At 42.7% G+C, this 23,939-nt stretch carries 23 protein-coding genes, 2 tRNA genes and 1 rRNA gene; 2 read left to right on the forward strand and 24 right to left on the reverse strand.

Annotation, left to right across the window (positions count from 1 at the left end; genetic code table 11):
• Positions 1–78: 78 nt before the first annotated feature.
• The 8 genes from AAHK14_RS02470 to AAHK14_RS02505 all read right to left on the reverse strand — a co-directional run bounded on the left by AAHK14_RS02470 (position 79) and on the right by AAHK14_RS02505 (position 5,557).
• A tRNA-Ala gene (locus AAHK14_RS02470) sits at positions 79–154 on the reverse strand.
• A 5-nt stretch (positions 155–159) separates the two neighbouring features.
• Positions 160–236 (reverse strand) — tRNA-Ile (locus tag AAHK14_RS02475).
• 61 nt (positions 237–297) lie between these two features.
• A 16S ribosomal RNA gene (locus AAHK14_RS02480) occupies positions 298–1,821 on the reverse strand.
• A gap of 508 nt (positions 1,822–2,329) precedes the next feature.
• Positions 2,330–2,731 carry an FKBP-type peptidyl-prolyl cis-trans isomerase gene (locus tag AAHK14_RS02485; protein WP_065255001.1) on the reverse strand — a complete coding sequence of 134 codons (402 nt, stop codon included), beginning with the start codon at positions 2,729–2,731 and terminating at the stop codon, positions 2,330–2,332.
• Positions 2,722–2,955, reverse strand: a complete 234-nt coding sequence (locus tag AAHK14_RS02490) for a DUF1653 domain-containing protein (protein WP_065255002.1) — start codon at positions 2,953–2,955, stop codon at positions 2,722–2,724. Before AAHK14_RS02490 ends, AAHK14_RS02485 begins: the two co-directional genes overlap by 10 nt.
• A 5-nt stretch (positions 2,956–2,960) precedes the next feature.
• Positions 2,961–3,689: a WGR domain-containing protein gene (locus AAHK14_RS02495; RefSeq protein ID WP_065255003.1), complete on the reverse strand. Its 729-nt coding sequence runs from the start codon at positions 3,687–3,689 to the stop codon at positions 2,961–2,963.
• Positions 3,690–3,815: 126 nt separating this feature from the next.
• Entirely contained in the window at positions 3,816–5,024 is a 1,209-nt protein-coding gene (gene tyrS, locus AAHK14_RS02500; protein ID WP_065255004.1) for a tyrosine--tRNA ligase, read from the reverse strand.
• A 119-nt stretch (positions 5,025–5,143) separates the two neighbouring features.
• Positions 5,144–5,557 carry a hypothetical protein gene (locus tag AAHK14_RS02505; RefSeq protein ID WP_065255005.1) on the reverse strand — a complete coding sequence of 138 codons (414 nt, stop codon included), beginning with the start codon at positions 5,555–5,557 and terminating at the stop codon, positions 5,144–5,146.
• Between the two features lie 291 nt (positions 5,558–5,848).
• Here AAHK14_RS02505 and AAHK14_RS02510 point away from each other — a divergent pair, with 291 nt between their 5' ends.
• Together AAHK14_RS02510 and AAHK14_RS02515 are read left to right on the forward strand one after the other, a co-directional pair.
• Positions 5,849–7,018 carry an anhydro-N-acetylmuramic acid kinase gene (locus tag AAHK14_RS02510; protein ID WP_065255006.1) on the forward strand — a complete coding sequence of 390 codons (1,170 nt, stop codon included), beginning with the start codon at positions 5,849–5,851 and terminating at the stop codon, positions 7,016–7,018.
• Positions 7,019–7,049: 31 nt separating this feature from the next.
• Positions 7,050–8,345 carry a CapA family protein gene (locus tag AAHK14_RS02515; RefSeq protein WP_065255007.1) on the forward strand — a complete coding sequence of 432 codons (1,296 nt, stop codon included), beginning with the start codon at positions 7,050–7,052 and terminating at the stop codon, positions 8,343–8,345.
• A gap of 217 nt (positions 8,346–8,562) precedes the next feature.
• Here the strand turns inward: AAHK14_RS02515 and lptG are convergent, their stop codons facing one another.
• The 16 genes from lptG to AAHK14_RS02595 form a co-directional block, all read right to left on the reverse strand.
• Complete coding sequence (gene lptG / locus AAHK14_RS02520) at positions 8,563–9,654, reverse strand: LPS export ABC transporter permease LptG (protein WP_062499210.1); 1,092 nt, start codon at positions 9,652–9,654, stop codon at positions 8,563–8,565.
• On the reverse strand, positions 9,651–10,922 hold the full coding sequence (gene lptF / locus AAHK14_RS02525) for an LPS export ABC transporter permease LptF (RefSeq protein WP_346818222.1): 1,272 nt from the start codon (positions 10,920–10,922) through the stop codon (positions 9,651–9,653). The genes lptG and lptF overlap by 4 nt, the downstream gene beginning before the upstream one ends.
• Positions 10,923–11,019: 97 nt before the next feature.
• Positions 11,020–11,928 (reverse strand): WG repeat-containing protein, encoded by a 909-nt coding sequence (locus tag AAHK14_RS02530; RefSeq protein ID WP_065255009.1) that lies wholly within the window; start codon positions 11,926–11,928, stop codon positions 11,020–11,022.
• 41 nt (positions 11,929–11,969) lie between these two features.
• A complete protein-coding gene (gene prpF, locus AAHK14_RS02535; protein ID WP_065255010.1) occupies positions 11,970–13,136 on the reverse strand; it encodes a 2-methylaconitate cis-trans isomerase PrpF in 1,167 nt (388 codons plus the stop codon).
• A 43-nt stretch (positions 13,137–13,179) separates the two neighbouring features.
• Positions 13,180–13,839: a HEPN domain-containing protein gene (locus AAHK14_RS02540; protein WP_194092716.1), complete on the reverse strand. Its 660-nt coding sequence runs from the start codon at positions 13,837–13,839 to the stop codon at positions 13,180–13,182.
• A 90-nt stretch (positions 13,840–13,929) separates the two neighbouring features.
• Complete coding sequence (locus AAHK14_RS02545; protein WP_194092715.1) at positions 13,930–14,523, reverse strand: hypothetical protein; 594 nt, start codon at positions 14,521–14,523, stop codon at positions 13,930–13,932.
• A gap of 75 nt (positions 14,524–14,598) precedes the next feature.
• Positions 14,599–17,184 carry a Fe/S-dependent 2-methylisocitrate dehydratase AcnD gene (gene acnD, locus AAHK14_RS02550; RefSeq protein WP_194092714.1) on the reverse strand — a complete coding sequence of 862 codons (2,586 nt, stop codon included), beginning with the start codon at positions 17,182–17,184 and terminating at the stop codon, positions 14,599–14,601.
• 69 nt (positions 17,185–17,253) lie between these two features.
• Positions 17,254–17,967, reverse strand: a complete 714-nt coding sequence (locus tag AAHK14_RS02555) for a polymorphic toxin-type HINT domain-containing protein (RefSeq protein ID WP_065255013.1) — start codon at positions 17,965–17,967, stop codon at positions 17,254–17,256.
• 92 nt (positions 17,968–18,059) lie between these two features.
• Positions 18,060–18,368 (reverse strand): hypothetical protein, encoded by a 309-nt coding sequence (locus AAHK14_RS02560; protein WP_083108255.1) that lies wholly within the window; start codon positions 18,366–18,368, stop codon positions 18,060–18,062.
• A 32-nt stretch (positions 18,369–18,400) separates the two neighbouring features.
• Positions 18,401–18,904 carry a hypothetical protein gene (locus AAHK14_RS02565; RefSeq protein ID WP_065255015.1) on the reverse strand — a complete coding sequence of 168 codons (504 nt, stop codon included), beginning with the start codon at positions 18,902–18,904 and terminating at the stop codon, positions 18,401–18,403.
• A 67-nt stretch (positions 18,905–18,971) separates the two neighbouring features.
• On the reverse strand, positions 18,972–20,132 hold the full coding sequence (gene prpC / locus AAHK14_RS02570) for a 2-methylcitrate synthase (RefSeq protein ID WP_065255016.1): 1,161 nt from the start codon (positions 20,130–20,132) through the stop codon (positions 18,972–18,974).
• 319 nt (positions 20,133–20,451) lie between these two features.
• Complete coding sequence (locus AAHK14_RS02575; protein ID WP_065255017.1) at positions 20,452–20,829, reverse strand: hypothetical protein; 378 nt, start codon at positions 20,827–20,829, stop codon at positions 20,452–20,454.
• Positions 20,830–20,896: 67 nt separating this feature from the next.
• Positions 20,897–21,766 carry a methylisocitrate lyase gene (gene prpB, locus AAHK14_RS02580; RefSeq protein ID WP_065255018.1) on the reverse strand — a complete coding sequence of 290 codons (870 nt, stop codon included), beginning with the start codon at positions 21,764–21,766 and terminating at the stop codon, positions 20,897–20,899.
• Between the two features lie 195 nt (positions 21,767–21,961).
• Positions 21,962–22,912: an IS3 family transposase gene (locus tag AAHK14_RS02585; protein WP_115246899.1), complete on the reverse strand. Its 951-nt coding sequence runs from the start codon at positions 22,910–22,912 to the stop codon at positions 21,962–21,964.
• Complete coding sequence (locus AAHK14_RS02590) at positions 22,885–23,421, reverse strand: helix-turn-helix domain-containing protein (protein WP_065256690.1); 537 nt, start codon at positions 23,419–23,421, stop codon at positions 22,885–22,887. Before AAHK14_RS02590 ends, AAHK14_RS02585 begins: the two co-directional genes overlap by 28 nt.
• Entirely contained in the window at positions 23,396–23,659 is a 264-nt protein-coding gene (locus AAHK14_RS02595; protein ID WP_346818223.1) for a hypothetical protein, read from the reverse strand. Before AAHK14_RS02595 ends, AAHK14_RS02590 begins: the two co-directional genes overlap by 26 nt.
• Positions 23,660–23,939: the final 280 nt, after the last annotated feature.

The raw sequence follows: 23,939 nt of genomic DNA on the forward strand, positions 1-23,939 counted from the left end.
GTTATCTACATAAAGTAGAAGTAAGAAATCTAATTTACTGGTGTTTAATTTGATTGCTTAGTTCTAATTTATTGTAAGTGGTGGAGTTAAGGAGAGTCGAACTCCTGACCTCCTGCGTGCAAGGCAGGCGCTCTACCAACTGAGCTATAACCCCATAAATGGTGGGTCTAATAAGACTTGAACTTATGACCCCCGCCTTATCAAGGCGGTGCTCTAACCAACTGAGCTATAGACCCAATTTAACTTACTTTACTAAGAACAACTTGTTGTGAATTCTTGCCAATCAGATAATCTCGTTAAGGAGGTGATCCAGCCGCAGGTTCCCCTACGGCTACCTTGTTACGACTTCACCCCAGTCATCGACCCCACCGTGGTGATCGCCCTCTTGCGTTAGGCTAACCACTTCTGGTGAGATCAACTCCCATGGTGTGACGGGCGGTGTGTACAAGGCCCGGGAACGTATTCACCGCAGCATTCTGATCTGCGATTACTAGCGATTCCGACTTCATGGAGTCGAGTTGCAGACTCCAATCCGGACTACGATTGGCTTTTTGAGATTAGCATCACATCGCTGTGTAGCAACCCTTTGTACCAACCATTGTAGCACGTGTGTAGCCCTGGTCGTAAGGGCCATGATGACTTGACGTCGTCCCCGCCTTCCTCCAGTTTGTCACTGGCAGTATCCTTAGAGTTCCCACCCGAAGTGCTGGTAACTAAGGAAAAGGGTTGCGCTCGTTGCGGGACTTAACCCAACATCTCACGACACGAGCTGACGACAGCCATGCAGCACCTGTATGTAGATTCCCGAAGGCACTCTCGCATCTCTGCAAGATTCCTACTATGTCAAGACCAGGTAAGGTTCTTCGCGTTGCATCGAATTAAACCACATGCTCCACCGCTTGTGCCCCGTCAATTCATTTGAGTTTTAACCTTGCGGCCGTACTCCCCAGGCGGTCTACTTATTGCGTTAACTGCGTCACTAAGTCTTCAAGAGACCCAACGACTGGTAGACATCGTTTACGGCGTGGACTACCAGGGTATCTAATCCTGTTTGCTACCCACGCTTTCGAACCTCAGTGTCAGTATGATGCCAGGAAGCTGCCTTCGCCATCGGTATTCCTCCAGATCTCTACGCATTTCACCGCTACACCTGGAATTCTACTTCCCTCTCACCTACTCTAGTCACCCAGTATCAGATGCAGTTCCCAGGTTAAGCCCGGGGCTTTCACATCTGACTTAAATGACCACCTACGCTCGCTTTACGCCCAGTAATTCCGATTAACGCTTGCACCCTCTGTATTACCGCGGCTGCTGGCACAGAGTTAGCCGGTGCTTATTCTGTGGGTAACGTCAGGGCTTGTGGGTATTAACCACAAGCTTTTCCTCCCCACTTAAAGTGCTTTACAACCAAAAGGCCTTCTTCACACACGCGGCATGGCTGGATCAGGCTTTCGCCCATTGTCCAATATTCCCCACTGCTGCCTCCCGTAGGAGTCTGGGCCGTGTCTCAGTCCCAGTGTGGCTGATCATCCTCTCAGACCAGCTACAGATCGTCGCCTTGGTAGGCCTTTACCCCACCAACTAGCTAATCCGACTTAGGCTCATCTATTAGCGAGAGCTAAAAGCCCCCTTTCTCTCGTAAGACGTATGCGGTATTAGCGTAAGTTTCCCTACGTTATCCCCCACTAATAGGCAGATTCCTAAGCATTACTCACCCGTTCGCCACTAATCCGTCTAGCAAGCTAGACTTCATCGTTCGACTTGCATGTGTTAAGCCTGCCGCCAGCGTTCAATCTGAGCCATGATCAAACTCTTCAGTTTAATCTGTTTTTTGCCTATTAACTTATTAAGATGATAAACATTTTAATTAGAAGTTAGGGCTTTTTGTTTTTGGCTCATTTATCGTGTACGTTATGTACTTACTAGCAATATTTGATATTTTAAAAATATCAGCTCATCGTGTAAATGAATTAACTTTGAGTATTTTTGCTTGATAAATGATAATTTTTGTATTATCTTGTATTAGCAAAAATCCACACAAGTTGTTCTTAGTATGTTTTTAAATAGTGATTCGTCTGTCGTCCAGCGAATGAGTGCGTATTATACGCTGTTTAAATTTAATGTCAAGCATTTTTTTTCAAAATTTTTAAAGTTTTTTATGATGTTGTTTTGACATCTTTTTATTAACTTTAAGTTATTGAAAGTAAACAAGTTTTTTATTAGCTTGTCTGCTTGAGTGGTGCGTATTATACAGGATAGTTTTGGGTTGTAAAGTCTTTTTGTAGTAATTTTTTAAAAATATTTATAAGATATTGATTTTTATAAATATTTAATCCCTTGTCTTGACATCAATCAACTCAATCTCAAACACCAAATCAGAATTGGGCGGAATCTTACCCACCGCACGCTCGCCATAGCCCAAAAAAGCAGGGACAATAAGCCGTCTTTTTCCGCCAACTCTCATCGGCTCGCACGCTGGCAAATCCACGCTCATACCCCATTTGGCAAGCAGTTTTTCACCAATCTGGCTCCCCAATACGCCCAAATCCCAGCCCTTAATCACACGTCCTGTCCCAATGACAGTCTCAAAGGCTTGCCCACGGCTGTGCGATGAGTCAAACTCACTACCGTCTGTGAGCGTGCCTGTGTAATGAGCCGTGATTAACGCCCCACGCTCGCACGCTTTGCCTGTACCGACAACAAGGTCAATGATTTCAAAATTCATGGTAATTCCTTAATAAGCTCAAACCGTGGCAAGGTCTTGCCGTCAATCGTTACGCTTTCACAAAACATAGCCAACGGGCGTACCCAGACCCCATAATCGCCATATAAGGCACGATAGACGACAAGCGTCTCTTCGGTCTCGGAATGGCGGGCGGTGTGTAGGACTTGGTAAAGGTTGCCTTTGTAATGGCGGTAGATGCCTGTTTTTATTGCATGGTCTATTTTTGTCATATAAATTACTTAAAATTTTCTAAATCACGGTATAGCATTTGTGTTATCTTGCTTTCGTCATAACCTAATATCACAAATGATTTCTTGATTCGCTCTAAGGCTAATAATGCCAATTCTTTTAACTCTGGATTGATTTTTCCCATAATCTTAATTTGACCAAATGCCGTTGCGATAATAACTTGGTCAAGTTGTGTAATAAAATCGCTGTCATTGTCTAGCAATTCTTTTAATGCGGTTTCTTGGGTATTTTCATGAGTAGGCGGAATATAATATTGATAACCCCAACTCATCATGACTTTGTAGGGAAATTCTAAAATATTTTTATCACCATGCTTTCTAATATACTCTTCTAAATCAGCAAAAGTATCCGCCCCTGCGTCATTGCCAAAAGGAGATTCTTCACCATAGCAAGATAAATATATCTCATCTTTAAAATGAGCGGTAAAATTGGGGTGGCTTGTTTTTTGATTTAAACCATATTCAATATCATCAAAATAAAGATGATTGATAAAGTCAAAATCCTTATCTAATACATAACCTTTTTTAATTTTACTATCAATGAGTTTTTGGGCTTGTTTTTGGCATTCTTGATTGTCATCAAATTCTTTGATTTGATACTTACCTGCTGTGCCAACCTTTCCAAAATTAACCGAAAGGTCTTCGCTAACATCATCATAATCAATTACCCAAAATTTATGGGATTTTTCATCTTTAAATACATACGCACGTTTCATAACAGTCCTTATTTATGTTTACCAATCTAAATATATAATATTTTGATATGGATAAATTTATCAAATTTTAGATAAGGGCGAATATGACTCACCCCTATCGATATGCAACATCTCTTTTAAGGGTTTTTAATTCACACTCACCCTAGCATACGCCTTTTTCCCTGCTTGTATCACCACCGTCTGCCCCACACTTAGGGCAAAACTTGCGTCCACGACTTGTCCGTCCACTTTGACCGCCCCACGAGAGAGCATATCTTTGGCTTGGGCGGAGTTCTTGGCAAGGCTGGCTTGATTGAGCACTTGGGTGATAAAGAGCTTGTCCGCACCGTCAAGAGACAGCGACACTTCGGGCAAATCAATGGGCAACTCCCCGTCCGCCAAGCGGTTGCCTGCCGAGCGGTGGGCGTTGTCGGCAGACTCTTTGTCATGAAAACGCTCAATCAGCTCATGGGCTAGGATTTTCTTTAATTCTTGGGGGTTGCGTCCGTTCGCCATTTCATCAAGCAAAGCATTCACTTCACTCATCGGCTTAAAGCTCAAAAGCTCAAAATAGCGAGCGATGAGCGTGTCGGGCATGGATAGGATTTTTTGGTACATCACGCCCGCAGGTTCGTCAATGCCAATGTAGTTACCAAGCGATTTGGACATTTTTTGTACACCGTCCAAGCCTTCCAAAAGGGGCATGGTCAGGCACACCTGTGGCTCTTTGCCGTAGCGACCTTGCAGGGTACGCCCCATAAGCACGTTAAAGGTCTGGTCAGTACCGCCAATCTCCACATCAGCTTCCATGGCAATGCTGTCATAGCCTTGCACAAGGGGGTATAAAAATTCATGAATGGCGATTGGGGTTTGGCTATTGTAGCGTTTTGAAAAATCATCACGTTCAAGCATACGAGACACGGTAAGCTGACTGGCGAGCTGGATCATATCCCCTGCACTCATTTTGCCAAACCAGTCCGAGTTAAACATAATGGTCGTTTTGTCTTTGTCTAGGATTTTAAAGACTTGCTTGGCGTAGGTTTCGGCATTTGCTTTGACTTGCTCTTCGGATAGCGGTGGGCGGGTGGCGTTTTTGCCAGACGGGTCGCCAATGCGAGCAGTATAGTCGCCAATCAAAAACAATACTTCATGTCCCAAATCCTGAAAATGACGCAATTTATTTAACACAACCGTATGTCCAAAATGCAAATCAGGAGCGGTAGGGTCCATGCCAAGTTTGATACGCAAGGGGCGACCTTTGGCGAGTTTTTTTAATAAATCTTCTTCGGAATAAATCTCAACCACACCACGTTTTAGAAGTTCAAGTTGTTCGGCAGGAGATAAGAAATTTGACATGAGACACCTTTTTATAAAAAATTGTGCTATTATAACAAACTAATTTTGATTAAAACACTTTGAATATTTATTTTACAAAAAAATAGTCCCAATTGGGACTATTTTTTGAGTATGGCGTATTAACCTTTGATTTTGTTAATGCTAACCACTCGGCAATCTTTGTGCATGATCTCGCTGGCAGGGTCTTGAATGCTTGCCAAACCTACTCTGTGGTAATTACCAAGCGTTAGAGCATCCACACCGAGTGTGTAGCTGTCTTCTTGACCAAAGAAAGTACCTGACACGTCTGAACGGGCAAGATTGATGGGCATGAAGCGATTTTTGCCACCAACAACTGCCTCAGCATAAGTTGGTTGGCTTTGCTCATTAAAGCCATATTTGACTGTCAATCTACCACCTGTGGCACAGGTATAATTTACTTGACGCACTTTTGTGGTATCTCTGACGGCTTGTTTGTGGTCTAAGATATCACTTGCGTGCGAAACAGTAGCAACCAATGCTAGGGCAGGAACAAGAGCCTTTAAAAATTTCATGATTTCTCCTTGGAAAATGAAAAGTGTCTAATAAAATCACCTTAGATGTTAGGTGTCCTAAGTTGATTGCATTAATATATCATCAGCTCATTTAGAATAATACATTATAATAGTAAAGAATTGTTAAAAATTTGATAACATCATTGCTTTTTTAGCGTCTATTCAATGAATTTTATCGTTTTTGACATATTTTGTTACATTTTAAAACCCAATCACATACTTTAAAGTTTGGTATGATGGATATTTTACAACCCATGTTAACCAAATAATCAGTTCAACCTAAGGATAAACATGATCTGTAATACCGCCTTTGACGTGGATTTGGCAGACCGCTACTATATTGGCATGATGAGCGGAACAAGTCTTGATGCCCTAGATGCTGTGCTGTGCGACTTTGACGGTGATACGCCCAAAATTATTGCCACTCATAGTAAGCCCTTTTGTAACAAATTGCGGGCGATTTTATTGGCACTGTGTACGCCAAATGGCATATCACACCTTGATATGGGTGAATTTGACCGATTTAGCGAGCTTGATTTTTGGGGTTTGGCAAGCCATCTGTATGGTGAATTTGCCAGTGAGATTGTCAATGAACTGCTTGCCAAAACCGAGCTGACAAGCGATGACATCACCGCCATTGGCTGTCATGGGCAGACGGTGCGACATCGTCCCGAGTGGCGGTTTAGCCTGCAACTGCTTGACCCCAATATCCTAGCTGAACGCACAGGCATTGCGGTGGTGTCAGACTTTCGTAGACGAGACATGGCGGTGGGCGGTCAAGGAGCTCCCTTAGTCCCCGCCTTTCATCAAGCCATTTTTGGACAAGATGAGACAGCCGATGACAGTCAAACCGTGATTTTAAATTTGGGCGGGATTGCCAATATCACCGTACTGGGCGATGACGTAACAGGCTATGACACAGGCGTGGCGAACCTGCTTATGGACGGCTGGATATGCCGTCATCAGGGGGTCGGCTATGACAAACATGGCGACTGGGCAAAATCAGGGGCGGTGGATTTTGCCTTGCTTGACAAGCTCATGACTCACCCCTTTTTGGCACAATCCGCCCCCAAATCCACAGGGCGAGAAGCCTTTAATATGGCGTGGCTTGATGAGATGTTGGCAGATTTTGACATCACGCCTGTGGACGTGCAAGCGACTTTGTGCGAGTTTACCGCCCTATCGGCAAGCCGTGAGATTGCCAAATTTTCCAAAACCCACAACACGCTCTACATCTGCGGTGGCGGTGCGTATAACACTCATCTACTGGCACGGCTTGGTTATCATCTGCCGAACTTTATCATACATAGCACCGACACGGTGGGTATCAGTCCCACTTGGGTGGAAGCGGTTGCCTTTGCGTGGCTGGCTCGCCAAAATATGCTCATGCAAACAGGCAACCTGCCTGCCGTAACAGGGGCAGAAAAAGGCGTGGTATTGGGCGTGGTGTGTTTTGGGTGATATGGTATTTTACAAATTAAGGAGAATTTTTATGACAAGATTATCATTGCTGTGTTTTATGACACTGGGTATCTTATGCCAATCATGCAGTGCCGAGACCCAAACGCACTTTTCACAAAAAATCGCTGACTTTGGCGATACGGTGACTTACACCGCCACAACTTATAAAAATGACGTGGTGAGCTATGTCGCCCACAAAGTTGATGATTTTGAATACAATCCCAATCAAGGCAGTAGCACCATCGTCAGTGATGAGATAATCATCAGCGATGGTGATTTGTTATTTGGTCATGGCGATGACACCGCCACCCCAAACAAAGACGGACTTATCAACATCGTGGCGGTGGGCGATATCATGATCGGGTCGTCCTTTCCCAATGTGGGCTTTTTACCACCCAATGACGGACGTGATAGCTTTAAATACGTCAAACCCCACCTAAAAGGCGATGTGGTCTTTGGCAACTTAGAAGGGGTACTACTAGACGAAGGCAACTCCACCAAATGCCCTAACACGCCTGCCATAGACCCCGAGACAGGTCAGCCCAAACCCATGACCTGCTATGCCTTTCGTATGCCAACCCGCTACGCCAAAATCATCAAGGACGCAGGGTTTAATGTGTTAAGCCTTGCCAATAACCACACAGGCGACTTTGGCGATGTCGGACGCACCAGTACCAAAAACACGCTCGCTGATGTCGGTATCTACTATGCTGGACTGCTGTCCAAGCCCACGACCACATTCACCAAAAATGGCGTAAAATACGGCATGGTCGCCTTTGCCCCAAACATCGGTACGCTCTCTATCAATGACTTAGAGACCGCCAAACGCTATGTCAAAGAGCTGGATAAAAAAGTGGACATCGTCATCGTCTCGTTTCATGGCGGTGCCGAAGGGGCAAATCATGTGCGTGTTCCCAAAACCACCGAGATGTATCTAAATGAAAATCGTGGCGATGTCTATAAATTCTCGCACAGTCTCATTGATGTGGGGGCGGACATCGTCATCGGGCATGGCCCCCACGTAACTCGGGCGGTAGAAGTTTATAAAGACCGCTTTATCGCGTACAGTTTGGGGAATTTTAATACTTATGGGGTGTTTAATGTGCGTGGACTAAACGGTATTGCCCCCATTGTCAATGTCACCATGCAAACTGACGGCAAATTCGTCTCGGCAGATGTGGTGTCCATTTATCAGACCAAAGAAAATGGGCTGATGATAGATAAAAATAACCGTGCCTTTGGTGAATTAAAACGCTTAACCGAACTTGATTTTCCTAATAGCGGTTTGGTATTTCGTGATAATAAGATTACTCGCTCATCAAAATAAGGCGTGATTAATCATATCATGACCCTAACGGGCTTAATATTCGCCATACGCTTTGAAAGGCTTACTTTGGACAGCCTTTGACAATTTTACAAGGCGTGCTCAGCACGCCCCTACACCCTTATATTATTGAGCTTGTAATGATTTGCCATACACTAAATGGCAAATTTGATTTTTAATTTAAAAATAACCATAAAAATGGGCAATCTCCCGCCCATTTTTATTGCCGTCTTTGCAGTAGATAAATCCCCACGCCAGCACTAATAATAATCGGCAATAACGCCATAAAAAACGGGGAAAGCCCTGTCGCCAATGCCACAAACCCTGTCAAATCGGTCAAATAGCTAAATAACAGCCCTGTCAATAACGCCATGACAATCCGCAAGCCAAGCCCTTGCGAACGCAACGACCCAAACACAAAGGACGACGCCACCAGCACCAATGACAGCACAGTAAAGGGGGATAAGAGCTTTTGCCAAAAGGCGACTTCGTGGCGTAACGAGCGTTTGCCTTGATGACTCATGAGCTGATGATGAGCGTATAGGTCGGTCAAGGACAAATCTTCGGCTTCTTTGGTCAAAAGATGAACATCACTCGGAGCAAGGGGCAGTGATAAGGTCTTGTGCGTGTCAAAACTGCGAGAGACACCCGTATCGCCTACGGTCAGCTGTGCCACGTCAGTCAGTTGCCACTGATAATCATCGCCTGCCTGCTCGTGGAACGCGCCACTGCCTGCACGGGTCGCCCCCGTCAGATTCGCCCCTTTATCCAGATAGTAACGTTTGGTTGCCCCCAGTTTGCCGTCCGAGTCAGCATAACTGATATAGACAATCTCTTGCCCTTGCTCGGTGTCATTCACTGCCCAGTAGCCATTGACCGTAAAGAGCTTATCGGTCGTGGCGGTATGCGTGGCTATCTGCGACGCTTTTTGGTTGGTTGTGGGCAGGATAAATTGATTGACCGCCAATGAGATGACCACAAATAAAAACGCTGGCAACATCGCATACCCGATAATGCGGTACACGCTCACCCCAGACGCTCGCATGACCACAAGCTCGCTGTTGCCCGCCAGCAGTCCAAGCCCTATCACCGCCCCCAGTAATGCCCCCGTGGGGATAAACTGCACCAAAAAATAAGGCGAACGGTATAAAATAAAGCGTAACGCGTCAAGATACGTATAAGTCTCGGATAAGTTTTCAAGCTCGGACAGATAGGCAAAGATGATTTGCAATAGCCACAAGCCCACCACCGCTCCCATCATGGCAAACAGTGCCGAGCGGATGACATAACGGGGTAAAATCCATGCTTTCATGACACCCCCTGCCCTGACTGCTGATGACCTTGGCGACTGATACGATTTCGGCGAAGCTGTGCCATGACACGGTCATGATAATTTAGATACAAGGCAAAGGCGATGAACAGCACCAATGCCACAGGATAGATGTACACGCCAATCTTGCCTTTGGCAATACTCTCTTTTAGAGAAATCAAAATCAGCACGTTCGCCACGAAAATAAACATCGCAGGGATGAGTTTGAGCCATCTGCCTTGACGGGGTCGCACGGTCGCAAGCGGTGTGGCAAGTAGCACAGCGATAATCATCAAAAAAGGCAACGACAGACGATAACCGAGCTCAGCACGCACCTGCTGTGGGCTAAACGTATTTTTTAGGGTTATCTCGCCTTGCACCCCACGCACGCCCAAAAGCTCGCTTGTGGCAATGCCTTCTATCTTCATCGGGCGTCCTTGGCTCTCGCTTTTGCCCGTCAGATGAATGCGATACCGCCCAAAGCCCACTTGGCTGTACTGACGACTGGCGGTATCCACTTCATAACGTCGCCCTTCGTGCAAATCAAGCACCACCGAGCCATCATGCGTAGCGGTCGGCACTTGGGTTGCGGATTTGGCTAGGATAATGGTGTCTTTGTCGGATAGTAGCTCGCTTGGGATTTTGCTCGTGTCTAGGTTATCAGCGTGTAGCGGGTCGCCCTGCTCTATGGCTCTCTGCGTGGTTGGTGTGCTTGGGTTATCTGCCTGCTTACCATCATTCATCTGAATGACGATGACGTCTTTTAAAAACTCACGCTCATCGCCCACTTCGCCCACATACAGATGATAGTCGCCACTACTGATGAACTCTTTGGTGCGAATCAAATCAAAAATCTCCACCACCGACTGCTCTTGCCAAATGTTGGTCGCCTTTGCCACGCCCCACGGCTTACCGATGAGCGTGATAAAACCCTGCATGACAAACACCACCACCACCAACGGCAAAATCCGCCTTGACACCGCCCCACGACTTATCCCACCTGCGTTTAGTACCGCCATCTCATGGTCGGCATACAGTCGCCCAAACACCAGCATAAGCCCGATAAAAAAGGACAAAGGAAAAATCAATTCCAAAAAATAAGGTAAGTTATAGCCGATGAGCGTCCACAGCACCCCAACATCAAGCCCCCCTTCGGCAGCCATACCAAAATAACGTATCAGGCGACCACCCAAGAGCATGACCACCAAAAACCCCAAAACAAGGGCGGTTGTTGTGGCAACTTGGCGTATCATGTAAGTGCGTAAAATCACGGTGTGTTTTTCTTAAAATATAAACCGTCTATTATATCAAATTTTATTCTGTTTAAAAATGAAAAACCACCTTATTTGGTGGCTAACTATCAACCCGTCAGTCGGGCAAATCACCAACATCATCGTACACCAACGGCGTAATGACATCGCCACCTAAGGTAATCTTGCCAAATTTATCGTCTTTTTTGGCAATCAAAACCCCATCATCAAATACCAACCCTTGATAATTAAAATCCACAACCACACCACCACGCCCATCTATCACGCCATAGCGGCAATACCCTAACAGTTCATCACTCACAAACCCTGCCAAAAAAGGTGAGCAATCCTTGATAGCCACATACAGTCCCTGCTCATCAATGGGCGATAACATGGCATAATCAAAGTCAATTACCGTCTGATTTTGCCGATTGATGACGCCCACCTTGACATCATCGTTCACATATTTTAGTGCTACCTCTTCATTACTATCAGCAAAACACCCCAATTCTAGATAAGCTACATCAATAACAACCTTACCCGACTTATCCAAACAACCTTGCATGCCCTTAAACGGATGTCCGCTTGGGTGATTTTTTGAGATCCTCACTAGCCCACCATGAAAATCCCAAACCATGTCATACTCCGACACATCAATAACAACCCTATCTATTTTGTCAATAAAGTAACTGTCATCGCCCAAACTGACATTGGCAACCCCCTCACTAAATTGACGGGCATAATCATATTTCAAGGGAACAACAAGCCTGCCTGTCTTGTCAATAAATCCAAATCGGCTCAGATTAGGAGATGTGTCATCATATACACTAACCCTAGCCAATCCTTCTGAAAAACAGCTCACGTACTCATAATGCCCTTTTAACACAGTATCAACCAACTCATCTCTTTTATCGCAGTTGTTGACATTGGGACTATTTACCACATCGGGCACATCTGCCCACACCAGATTTGCGACAAGTGACAATGCCAACAGACCAGTAATTATAATAACATTTGAGATTTTCATGGTTTTTGAATCCTAAGACTTACTTTATTGGTGATGTTGGCTTAAAAACTATCCTCAGGCACAAACACCTGCCCCACCATCAACCGCCGTGCCGAACGGCTCATGGATACCTTACGAGCGAGCCATTTACCATTTACACACTCGGACTGACCGCCCACCGTGAGCGTGCCTGATGGGTGTCCAAAGCACACCTCATTTAGCTCTTGACCGCCTGCCACGTCATTAACAAGCGTGCCAACGATTGTGCCTGCCGTGCCGATTGCCACAGACGCTGTTCCCATCATGGCGTGGTGCAACTGCCCCATGCTCATCGCTCGCACCAGTAGATGAATGTCGTCCGCCTTGACGGTTTTGCCACTTGATGAAACATAGTCGGCAGGGGGTGCAACCCAAGCGATTTTTGGGGTGTGCTGGCGTGTTTGGGCTTCATCAATGTGGCTGATTAAACCCATTTGTACCGCTCCATAGGCTCGGATTTTTTCTAATTTGGCTAAAATCTCGCCATTGGAATTAATGTCTTTTTGCAATTCCGTACCTGTAAAACCCAAATCAGACGCTCTTAAAAATATCGTGGGAATGCCAGCGTTAATAAAGGTAACGTCAAATTCGCCCACATCAGGCACGCTAAGTCTGTCCTTTAAATTGCCTGTAGGGAACATCTCGCCGTCATCGTCCACAGGGTCAATAAATTCTATCTTAACTTCACTGGCGGGGAAGGTTACGCCGTCAAGCTCAAAATCGCCTGTTTCTTGGACTTGTCCGTCCTTGATAGGAATGTGGGCGATAATGGTTTTGCCAATGTTTTGCTGATAAATCTTGACCGTGCAAATGCCGTTATCAGGGATTTTATCCGCCTGTACCAAGCCATTGGTAATGGCAAACGCCCCCACCGCCCCTGTCAAATTACCACAGTTGCCTGACCAATCAATCATCGCTTTATCAATCGCCACCTGCCCAAACAGATAATTGACATCGTGCGTGCCGTCCGTACATGGCGACAAAATCACGACTTTGGACGTGCTTGATGAACCATTGCCCATACCGTCAATCTGCTTGCCATAGGGGTCAGGACTGCCCACGACACGGAGTAAAAATGCGTCTCGTGCCTGCCCTGCCACTTGGCAAGGCTTTGGCAAATCCGCCAAATTAAAAAATATGCCTTTTGATGTGCCACCACGCATATAAGTGGCGGGGGTTGGGGTTTGCATTTTAAGTTCCTTATTCCTTTTGGTGTGGGGCGTAAGGTGCGTATTACGCACCGTTTTGGGGATTTTGATTTTCCATTGCAAAATAATCATTGATAAATTTGGCTGTATGGTTTTTTGTATTTTGCAAATGATAACCTTTGATGTGTACAGTTAATAGTCCTTGTAAATGATTGTCATTTAAACCTAAAAATTTTAGCAAATTTAAAAGATATATAAGTTCCAACAGATAGTTGAAAGCCAAAATATTGTAAGCTAATTTTTGACCCATTTGAAATTCATTGTTTGAGTGAATGAAGTGGTTTCTAAGTTTCACTATATTTGGAACAAGACTTTTAATTTTTGCAATATCAAATAATTTCATTTCAAGAATATCAGTTACTTCAAAAAGTTTTTCTAATCTTTCTTTTAAGATTATTTTTTTATTATCAATAGCTAACTTATGAAATCCTTCCAAAGCCTGTGTTAGCCATACAAAATGTGTATCAATATGCACATTTTTTGCCGATTTTTTATTAATATATAAATTCAAGCTATTTGATAAATGGTCAAAATTATCAAACCAAGTTTTAATAATGTCAATATTGTTTTCTTTAAGTTTAATAATGCTATCCAAACCAAAGCAGAAATCAGATTTTGAGACATCTTTTAACTCACTTATAAAAGGAGATGATGTATAATAAATAGGAGAAAAATAATTTTCCACATAACCGACCTGTACATTTGTTAAAGACGAAATTTTTCCTGCATCTATTAAAATAAAACCAATAAATTTATAAATTTTCTCAAATAAGAATTAAAAATTAGAGCAATTATCATTTAAAATACTAATTTGTATATATGGTTTTTCTATAATTGATGAAGTATAGTCATTTATTTGTTCATTATGTTTGGTTTGGTAGAGAAAATTTACAGATATTTCAAAATCTTGATTTGAAAATAATACAACATCATTTCTTATAGGAAATTCTAAAAAAACTTTTTTATTTTCATAGGAAATTTCATTTTCAATTACCTTAAAGTTATTTTTTACCCAAGTATATATATTATCAAATGAAAATTTAATAAATTTAGGTTTTGAAAAATCATAATTAGGCAAAGTGTCAAAAATAGATTTTCCTATTTGAAATAATACAAAATTATTTCCAACTGTTTGAATAAAGCAGTCAAGAAATACTGAAAATTTATTATTACAATCCCCATAAATAATAATATTTTCTTTTTGTTGCCAAAACTTATCTTGGAATTCTTTTAAATTAGCATAATCATCTACTTGAATTTTTAGCGTAGAATTTCCCCCATTTTTGACTGTTACAGTTCCAGAAAACTTTTTATTTTGCTCGTCTTTTAGCCAAAAATAGCCTTCTTGTGAAAAATCATCAACTCTCATTTCAGTTTCCTATATTTTAAAGACAAGGACAATTCTACCACAAAATTGCCTTGTCCTTATGCGATTTACAAATTTTTAGTTGTCCAAAAATTCCCCCGCAAATTGCTGTAACACCCCCCCCCCCGCCTTATAAGTTCTCACATCACTATCGCTATCAAGGCGACATAAAACAGGCACGCTTTCTACCTTGCCATTTTTGCGTTCTATGATTAGACTTAATTCCGAGCGAGCCGAGATTTCTCCTTGCACCGAATAGATTTCTGTACCGTCAAGGGCGAGCGTATGGCGATTAATACCGTCTTTAAATTGTAGCGGTAGCACACCCATACCAATCAGATTGGTGCGATGAATGCGTTCAAAACCTTCTGCGACAATCACTTCCACGCCAGCCAGTCGCACGCCTTTTGCCGCCCAGTCTCGGCTTGACCCTTGCCCATAGTCCGCCCCTGCAATAATGATTAAAGGCTGACCCCGCTCCATATAGGTCTCAATTGCTTCCCACATTCGCACAACCGTACCGTCTGGTTCAATGCGAGCCCAAGAGCCTTGACGCACCGTGCCGTCTTCGTTTCGCACCATTTCATTAAAGAGTTTGGGATTTGCCAAAGTCGCCCGTTGTGCGGTCAAATGGTCGCCCCTGTGCGTGGCATAGCTGTTAAAATCTTCTTCTGGCACGCCCATTTTGGCAAGGTACTCGCCTGCCGCCGAATTTTTGACAATGGCATTGGACGGCGACAAATGGTCGGTCGTGATATTATCAGGCAATATCGCCAAAGGTCGCAAGCCTGTCAGCGTCCGCTCCCCTGCTAACGCCCCTTCCCAGTAGGGCGGACGGCGGATATAGGTGGACATGGGTCGCCAGTCATAGAGCGGACTGGTTGCCTGTTTTGACTTATCCAAATCAAACATGGGGATATACACCTGCCGAAACTGCTCAGGTTTTACGCAGTTGGCGACAATCTCATCAATCTCATCATCGCTTGGGTAGATGTCTTTTAGGTACACAGGCTTGCCGTCATGATAGCCCAGCACGTCATTTTCAATGTCAAAACGTATCGTCCCTGCAATGGCATACGCCACAACCAACGGCGGACTTGCCAAAAAGGCTTGCTTGGCATAAGGGTGAATGCGTCCGTCAAAGTTACGGTTGCCTGATAGAATGGCTGTGGCGTATAGGTCTCGGTCTATGATTTCTTGCTGAATCTCTGGTCGCAACGCCCCACTCATGCCATTACAAGTCGTACAGGCAAAGCCAACAATACCAAAGCCCAACTTTTCAAGCTCAGGGAGTAACCCTGCTTCATTTAGATAAATTTCGGCAACCTTAGAACCGGGGGCAAAGGACGACTTCACCCACGGTTTACGAGTTAAGCCTAATTCATTTGCCTTTTTCGCCAAAAGCCCTGCGGCAACGGTATTTCTTGGGTTAGAAGTATTGGTACAGCTTGTAATGGCGGCGATAATCACCGCACCGTCAGGCATCAGACCGTCATCACGCTCTTCTACCGTCCCTGCGATGCCTTTTTGTTTTAGCTCGCTCGTTGCCACTTTGGCGTGTGGATTACTTGGGCCTGCGATATTGCGAGTTACGCTTGACAAATCAAACGTCAGCACTCGCCCATACTCCGCCCCTGCCAAATCGTCCGCCCATAGCCCAACGGTTTTGGCATAATTTTCCACCAATTTGACCTGCTCGCTCTCACGTCCTGTCAAGGTCAGATAATCCAGCGTGTTTTGGTCAATATAAAACAGCCCTGCGGTCGCCCCATATTCTGGAGTCATGTTGGCAATGGTCGCTCTATCGCCCACCGACAGACTGCTCGCCCCTTCCCCAAAAAACTCCAAATACGCCCCCACCACTCTCTCAGCTCGCAAAAACTCAGTCAAGGCAAGCACAATATCAGTCGCACTAATCCCTGCCTGTCTTTTGCCTGTCAAATGCACGCCCACGATGTCAGGTGTTCGCATCATGGACGGCAAGCCGAGCATCACGCATTCGGCTTCAAGACCGCCCACGCCCACCGAAATCACGCCCAATGCGTCCGTGTGCGGTGTGTGGCTATCCGTCCCAACGCAAGTATCAGGGAACGCTATGCCGTCTCGTGCTTGCACCACAGGCGACATTTTTTCAAGGTTGATTTGGTGCATAATGCCGTTGCCAGCAGGGATAACGTCCACGTTTTTGAAGGCGGTTTTTGTCCATTCTATAAAGTGAAAACGGTCGTCATTACGTCTGTCTTCTATCGCACGGTTTTTGGCGAAAGCATCAGGGTCATCGCCCCCATGCTCCACCGCCAGCGAATGGTCCACGATAAGCTGAGTTTGTACCACAGGATTGACTTTGGACGGGTCGCCCCCTTGCTCGGCAATGGCATCACGAAGTCCTGCCAAATCCACCAATGCCGTCTGCCCCAAAATATCATGGCACACCACACGGGCAGGATACCACGGAAAATCCAGCTCTTGTTTGTTATCAATAAGTTGCCCCAAATAATCGCCCAATTGTGGGGCATCGTGGCAGTTTCGCACGAGCTGTTCGGCAAGCACTTTGGCGGTGTAGGGCAAGCGTTCATAAGCATTGGGGCGAATGTCGTTAATCGCTTGTTCTACATCATAATAATGTAGCTCGGTATTGGCTAAGGGTTTACGGTAGTTTTTCATTGCTAAGTTTCCTTTTCTTTGGCTGTGAAAAATTAAATAATAAACGCTATTTTGGGTTTTGGGTAAGGGTTATGCCTTGATAAAATTGGCGTTATGAACCCAAATACCGTCTTTACCAACAAAATAAGTATGATAGTCTTCTACTTCTAAATTATATATAGAAGCTTTGAATTTATTGTAAGTATGTGAAAGCAAGTTATTAAATGGATTTTGATTACTACAAGAAATTTTTGGAAAATCATCAACATAAATATATTCTCCGTTATAAGTCTCTTCTAGGCTTTCTCCATTAAGATCACTAATATAGAATGTTTTTAAACCTTCTGATGAACTTATTACAATACCTTGATCCCATTCATCATTAAAGTCTTTATTGTGAACCAAACCAACTACATCTCTTGTTTTAGTAGCTACTTCAAAAACTTCAACAGCTCCAATCAAATACGCATTTATGTCTTGGGATTTAAAGCTAAGTTTTGAACCTATTTGTAAATCAATGGTTGAAGTCCATTTATTATCGGATTGAACCCATACCAAATGATTGTCTGTTAAATAGATTGATTTGATTATTAAAGGCTCTGTTTCGGCAATATAGGAAATTTGTGTAATTGCGTTTTCCCTTAAACAAACAGTTTTTAAAACACACTTATATTCCGTTGGAGTGTCTTTATCGCCCAATTCAGGACGAGATAACACCATATCACCCACTTTAATCTCTTGAATTGGCACTAATCCTTTATCGGTATGTACCAAATTACCAGCAGGAAAACCTTGATTTGACATTATGACTGTCCTATTTTTAAAGAAATATTGATTAAAAAAAGCATTATAATCGTAAGCGTAAGGTGTGTATTACGCACCGTTCTGAATTAAATCTATTTTATAGCCTTTTTTGAATACAAAATATCCATAGATAAGTCAATGCTAGGATATTTATCTTGTAATTCATTGAGTAGCGATATAAAACTTTCATCTTGAAACTCTTCTGATAGGTCTTCAAATATCTCGGATATCCAATAAACTTCTTCTTGTGAAATCATCTTCAAATAAGCAAAAGTTAACTCTTTGTTTTTAGTGAGAATTTTTATCATTTCATACCAAATTTCATAGATTATAGGGTCATTCAGCATTAATGCTTTTTTCTTTGCAATTAAAAGATTTATATCATTTTGTATTTGTTGCATTATGTCTATTACTCCTAAGGTTGTCTAGATTGTTAAATAAAATCCAAATAATAATCATCAAAATGTTCTAATCTTGGTTCATCACAAAATTCAACAATTCTTTCTCCATTTGGAAAATAAGAATATTCCTTGCACATTCCACCAATATCATTATCAAATTTAAATAATTCATAAAACGCCAATTCGCCATTTGGATAAAACCAATCACAGCGAGACAATTCGTCTTTAATAATCCAACCACCACTTTGTGAATGTAGTTTGACAAATTCGCCATTCACTTTTTTATAATCTGTCCAACCACTGTCGTGTTTTTCATTATCACGAAAATGATATTCACGATAAGCAATAATTTTGGTTGGGTCTTTACCAAATAGCACATCACAAATATTTCTGCCAGTCTTATCATATTCAGAAATTAAATCTTGAATAATGTTATTATTCAAATCCAAAATTGTAACCCTAATTGCCACATCATCGGCATTGCGATAATAAACGACTTTATGATTTCCATTATCACAAATTTCTAAATTTAACATTAATATTCCAAATTTTAAAAACAAAGGCACATTTTCCCAATTAAAAATATGCCCTTGTTTTATTTAATTACCGCTCATTCATCGGCACAAATGCCAAATCCTCAGGGCCTGTATAATTGGCACTTGGGCGGATAATCTTACCGTCCGCACGCTGTTCTAGGATATGAGCCGACCAGCCTGCCGTGCGTGCGATGACAAAGAGTGGGGTAAACATCGCCGTTGGCACGCCCATTTTTTGGTAGGACACGGCAGAGAACCAATCCAGATTTGGGAACATTTTTTTCTCGTTCCACATTAAGGTCTCCAACCGCTCGGCAATGTCAAACAGTCGCATATCGCCTGTTTCTTCGGATAGGTCTTTGGCGACTTGCTTGATGACGACATTGCGTGGGTCGCTAATGGTATAAACAGGGTGTCCAAAACCGATGATAATCTCTTTTTTGGCGATACGTTCACGAATGTCCGTCTCGGCATCGTCAGCGTTGCGATAGCGTTTTTGAATGTCATACGTCACTTCGTTGGCTCCGCCATGTTTTGGGCCTTTTAACGCTCCGATAGCTCCGCTAATGCACGAATACATATCCGACCCTGTCCCTGCAATCACACGACTGGTAAACGTGGACGCATTAAACTCATGCTCGGCGTACAAAATCAGCGAAATGTGCATTGCCTTGACATGATACGCCGTGGGGCGTTTGCCGTGCAACAGGTGCAAGAAATGACCGCCAATGCTGTCTTCTTCGCTCTCCACGCTAATGCGTTTGCCATTGTGGCTGTATTGATACCAATACAAAAGCATAGAGCCAAAGCAGGCGATGAGCTTATCGGCAATATCACGAGCTTCACTGGCAGGCATACTCTCACGCTCTGGGTGTACACAGCCAAGCATGGATACGCCCGTACGCAACACGTCCATAGGGTGCGTGTGAGCAGGTAGGCTCTCTAACACTTCAATCACACGGATTGGCAAGCCACGCAAGGTTTTGAGTTTTTGCTTATAGGCGATGAGCTCAAATTTGTTTGGCAAATGTCCATGAATGAGCAAATGGGCAACTTCTTCGTATTCGCAATTATTTGCCAAATCCAAAATATCATAACCACGATAATGCAAATCATTACCTGATTTGCCGACCGTACATAGGGCGGTATTGCCTGCCACTTGTCCGCTTAGGGCAACTGATTTTTTGGGTTTAAAGCCGTCCACTTTGGGTAGTGCATTTTCGGTCATTGCAATGTTTCCTTTCGTCCTTAATGGGTCAAATGATAATTTATTGCTAAATTATCGCTATTTTGGATAATGACTTTAATAAGTGATTATCCTATCAAATATCCTTTTCATACTTGATTGGGATATTTAAATTTTTTAAAAGTTTTAGGGTTTGGGTAAGGTATGTAATACACACCGTTTTACAATTAAGTGTTGAAAAATTGATAAAAATGTAGGTATTGTTCTCTAATTATACCTTTTGGATATTTTGTAAGGGGCAAATCACATTACCCTGTGTAAAGTATTGAATTTTGGGCGAATGTAATTCTCTCCTACACATTTATATCGTAAAAATACCTTTATGGAACAATACCAAATGTAATGTCCAATAAGTCAGTACAATGACAAAAGTAATTTTATGAAAATAATTGGATATTTGCTCATATTTGTTCAATTTTTCTGGTGAAAATTGTTGTTTGGAAAAATAAGTTCTTATCCATTTTTTACCGCAAATCATAAAGATTAGTCCTATTATTACAGTAGAGAAAAGCATGGTGAGAAATAAATAATCATCAATGTTATTTTTGATTTCAATTTTTATAAATCCCATTCTTGAAAGTATGCCAAATAAATGCAAAACAAAGTACAATAAATACGTTGGCATACTTGATAGATGTTTATAGGATTTTTTGAAATCTAAATTTTGCTTATCGCTCATTACCTTACCAATTTGCAATATTTCACCTTAACGGTGCGTCATACGCACCTTACGCACCAAATAAAACCTATTTTTTAAACGCATTATCCAAATAATCTTCAAAGGCATGATAATTAATGCGTTCGTATAGCTCGGCACGGGTTTGCATCATATCCACGACATTTTTTTGCGTGCCGTCCGCTCGCAGGGCAGTATAAACCGTCTCCGCCGCCTTATTCATCGCCCGAAATGCCGATAGCGGATACAATGCCAAACTCACGTCCACGCTGGCAAGTTCATCGGTCGTATAAAGGGGCGTTGAGCCAAATTCGGTAATGTTAGCAAGGATTGGCACGCCTGCACTATCGGCAAACTGCTTGTACATGGCAAGGTCAGTAATCGCCTCTGGAAAGAGCATATCCGCCCCTGCTTCCACATAGGCACAGGCACGGTCTATCGCACTCTGTAAGCCTTCTACGGCAAGGGCATCGGTGCGAGCCATGATGACAAAATTCTCATCGGTACGAGCGTCCACCGCCGATTTAATCCTATCCACCATTTCTGCGGTGCTAACGACTGCTTTGTTTGGGCGGTGTCCACAGCGTTTTGCACCGACTTGGTCTTCAATGTGCATGGCTGCCGCCCCAAATTTGATGAGCGATTTGGTCGTGCGAGCCATGTTAAAGGCACTCGCCCCAAACCCTGTGTCAGCGTCCACCAATAGCGGTAAATCGCACACATCGGTAATACGGCGAACATCGGTCAAAACATCGTCAAGGTTACTAATGCCTAAATCAGGCAAGCCAAGCGAACCCGCCGCCACGCCACCGCCTGACAGATAAATGGCTTTAAAGCCTGCTCGTTTGGCAAGTAGGGCATGGTTGGCGTTAATCGTACCAACGACTTGTAGGGGTTTTTCATCTTTGACGGCTTGGCGGAAGGTAAGACCTGCGGACATCTTTGTTACTCCATGTTAAGCAAATTGATTATCTAAATACACTTGAAGTTGATTTTTTAAGTAAGTTTGAAATTCCGAGTATTCCATTCGTTGCGGATTCCACAAACCATAATATGCACCATAACGACTATCATAGCCACCAATACTCAGGACTTCACTGAACCGACCCCCAAATCTTAGACATAAGATTAAAGGTTAGGTTGTTGCAAGTGGTTGTATTAACCCTAATTGGACTAAGTTTCTGTACTTAACAGGACTTAGTCCTTTTAATTTGCTCTTTATTCTATCATGATTGTAGTAGTGTATGTACTCATCAATCACTTGTTTAAGTTCATCTGTTGATGTAAATGTGGTTGTCTCATAAAATATCTCTTGTTTTAGCGTACCAAAGAAGCTCTCTATCACAGCATTATCCAAACAATTGCCTTTTCTTGACATGCTTTGGGTTAAGCCTTGTTCTTTTAGGGTTTGTTGATACTGGTGCATTTGATAGTGCCAGCCTTGGTCTGAATGAATGATGGGTTTGTCATCCATCTTTTCTTGGCTTAGCTTGGATAGGGCATCATTTAACATCTCTTTGACCAACTCATACGTTGGTCTGTCCTTCATCGTATAACTGACAATCTCACCATTAAACAAGTCGATGATGGGCGATAGGTAGAGTTTTCTTTGAATGACACTGCCATCATTTGCCTTGTCTTGTACTTTAAACTCTGTGATGTCTGTTGCCCACTTTTGATTGGGTTTGTCTGCTTTAAAGTCTCTTTTGAGTATATTGTCCTGAATGGTATCTTTGCCCATTGTGCCTTTGTAAGTATTAAACTTACGTTGACGACGAACCAATGCTTTGAGTCCAAGTTTAGCCATCAGTCGTTGCACTCGTTTATGATTAATGACCATGCCTTTTTGGGCAAGCTGATTGTTAAGCTCTGATGTGATTCTACGATAACCATACCTGCCCTTGTGTTGGTGGTAGATGTGGTTAATGTGTTCTTTTAAGTCAAGGTCTTTGTCAGGCTTTGTACTTTGACGAATGTGGTAATAAAACACACTTCTTGGCAAGTTTGACACTGCCAATAAGTCAGCAAGTTTGTGCTTATGCCTTAATTCTTGGATGATCAGGACTTGTTCTTTGTTTGTACTGATTGTTCCTTTTGACGAATTAAGGCATCTAGCTTTTTTAGATAGTCATTCTCTGCTCTAAGATAGGCAAGTTCATCAAGCAAATCATCCACACTTTTTTCGTGGTCTTGTTTGGTTTTCCAAGTTGATTTGGTTTTATTAGCGTTGTGTTTGTTTGACATTGCTTTTTTGCCTTTGGGTTTGGGTATTAGTCCCATTATACCAAAGGCTTGGTAGGACTTTAACCAAGTTGACAGTAAAGAAGGTTGTGGCAGATTAAGCTCTATGGCAAGTTGTGTAAGCGATTTGCCCTGTTGTATGGCTTGAACGGCATTAAGCTTAAAATCTGTGTCATAGACAGCCTTTGTGTGTCGTCTTTTTATGCCATCAATGCCATGTGCTTGATAGAGTTTAACCCATAGCTCTACGGTTGTGTGGTTTAGATTAAAGTGTTTGGCGGTTTGTTTGTAGCCATGATGATTAAGATAATACCCAATCACAGACAGTTTAAAGTCGGTTGTGTATTTTGCCATAAAAAGCACCCCAAAGGTTAGTGTGTCTAACTTTTGGGGTGCGGTTCACACCTGTGTAACCATTATTTTTTAATACATCCAAATAATATTCTTTCCAATGACCCATTGGAAAGCCATTTAGAATTTCATCAAATTCTGTTACACAACCAACATTTTCCAACTTCTTTATTGCATCTAAAATATTTTCTTGGCTGTTAGCCAAGGGAACTTCTAATGAATCAAATGTTATTGATGGCATTTCTTTCTCCTAATTTAAATTTAAAAACTTTTTAAAAAACACATTTATATCAATTCACTAGAGTGTATTGGACATTGATAGCATTTAATTATCAACACTTGATAAAAACTTGATGATTTAATCAACTTCTTCATAAAAAGTGGCTAAATCCTATTTTCTCAGTTTTTATTGCTAATACAAAAGTTCACACGCCCTAGTATACCCACAAAAAATCCATTTGTCTTTATCTTATATTTTTTAATTTTTATAAAATATTTTATTAAAAATACTAATATTATGC

Source organism: Moraxella sp. K1664 (assembly GCF_039693965.1).
In the GTDB taxonomy this organism is placed as follows: Bacteria; Pseudomonadota; Gammaproteobacteria; order Pseudomonadales; family Moraxellaceae; genus Moraxella.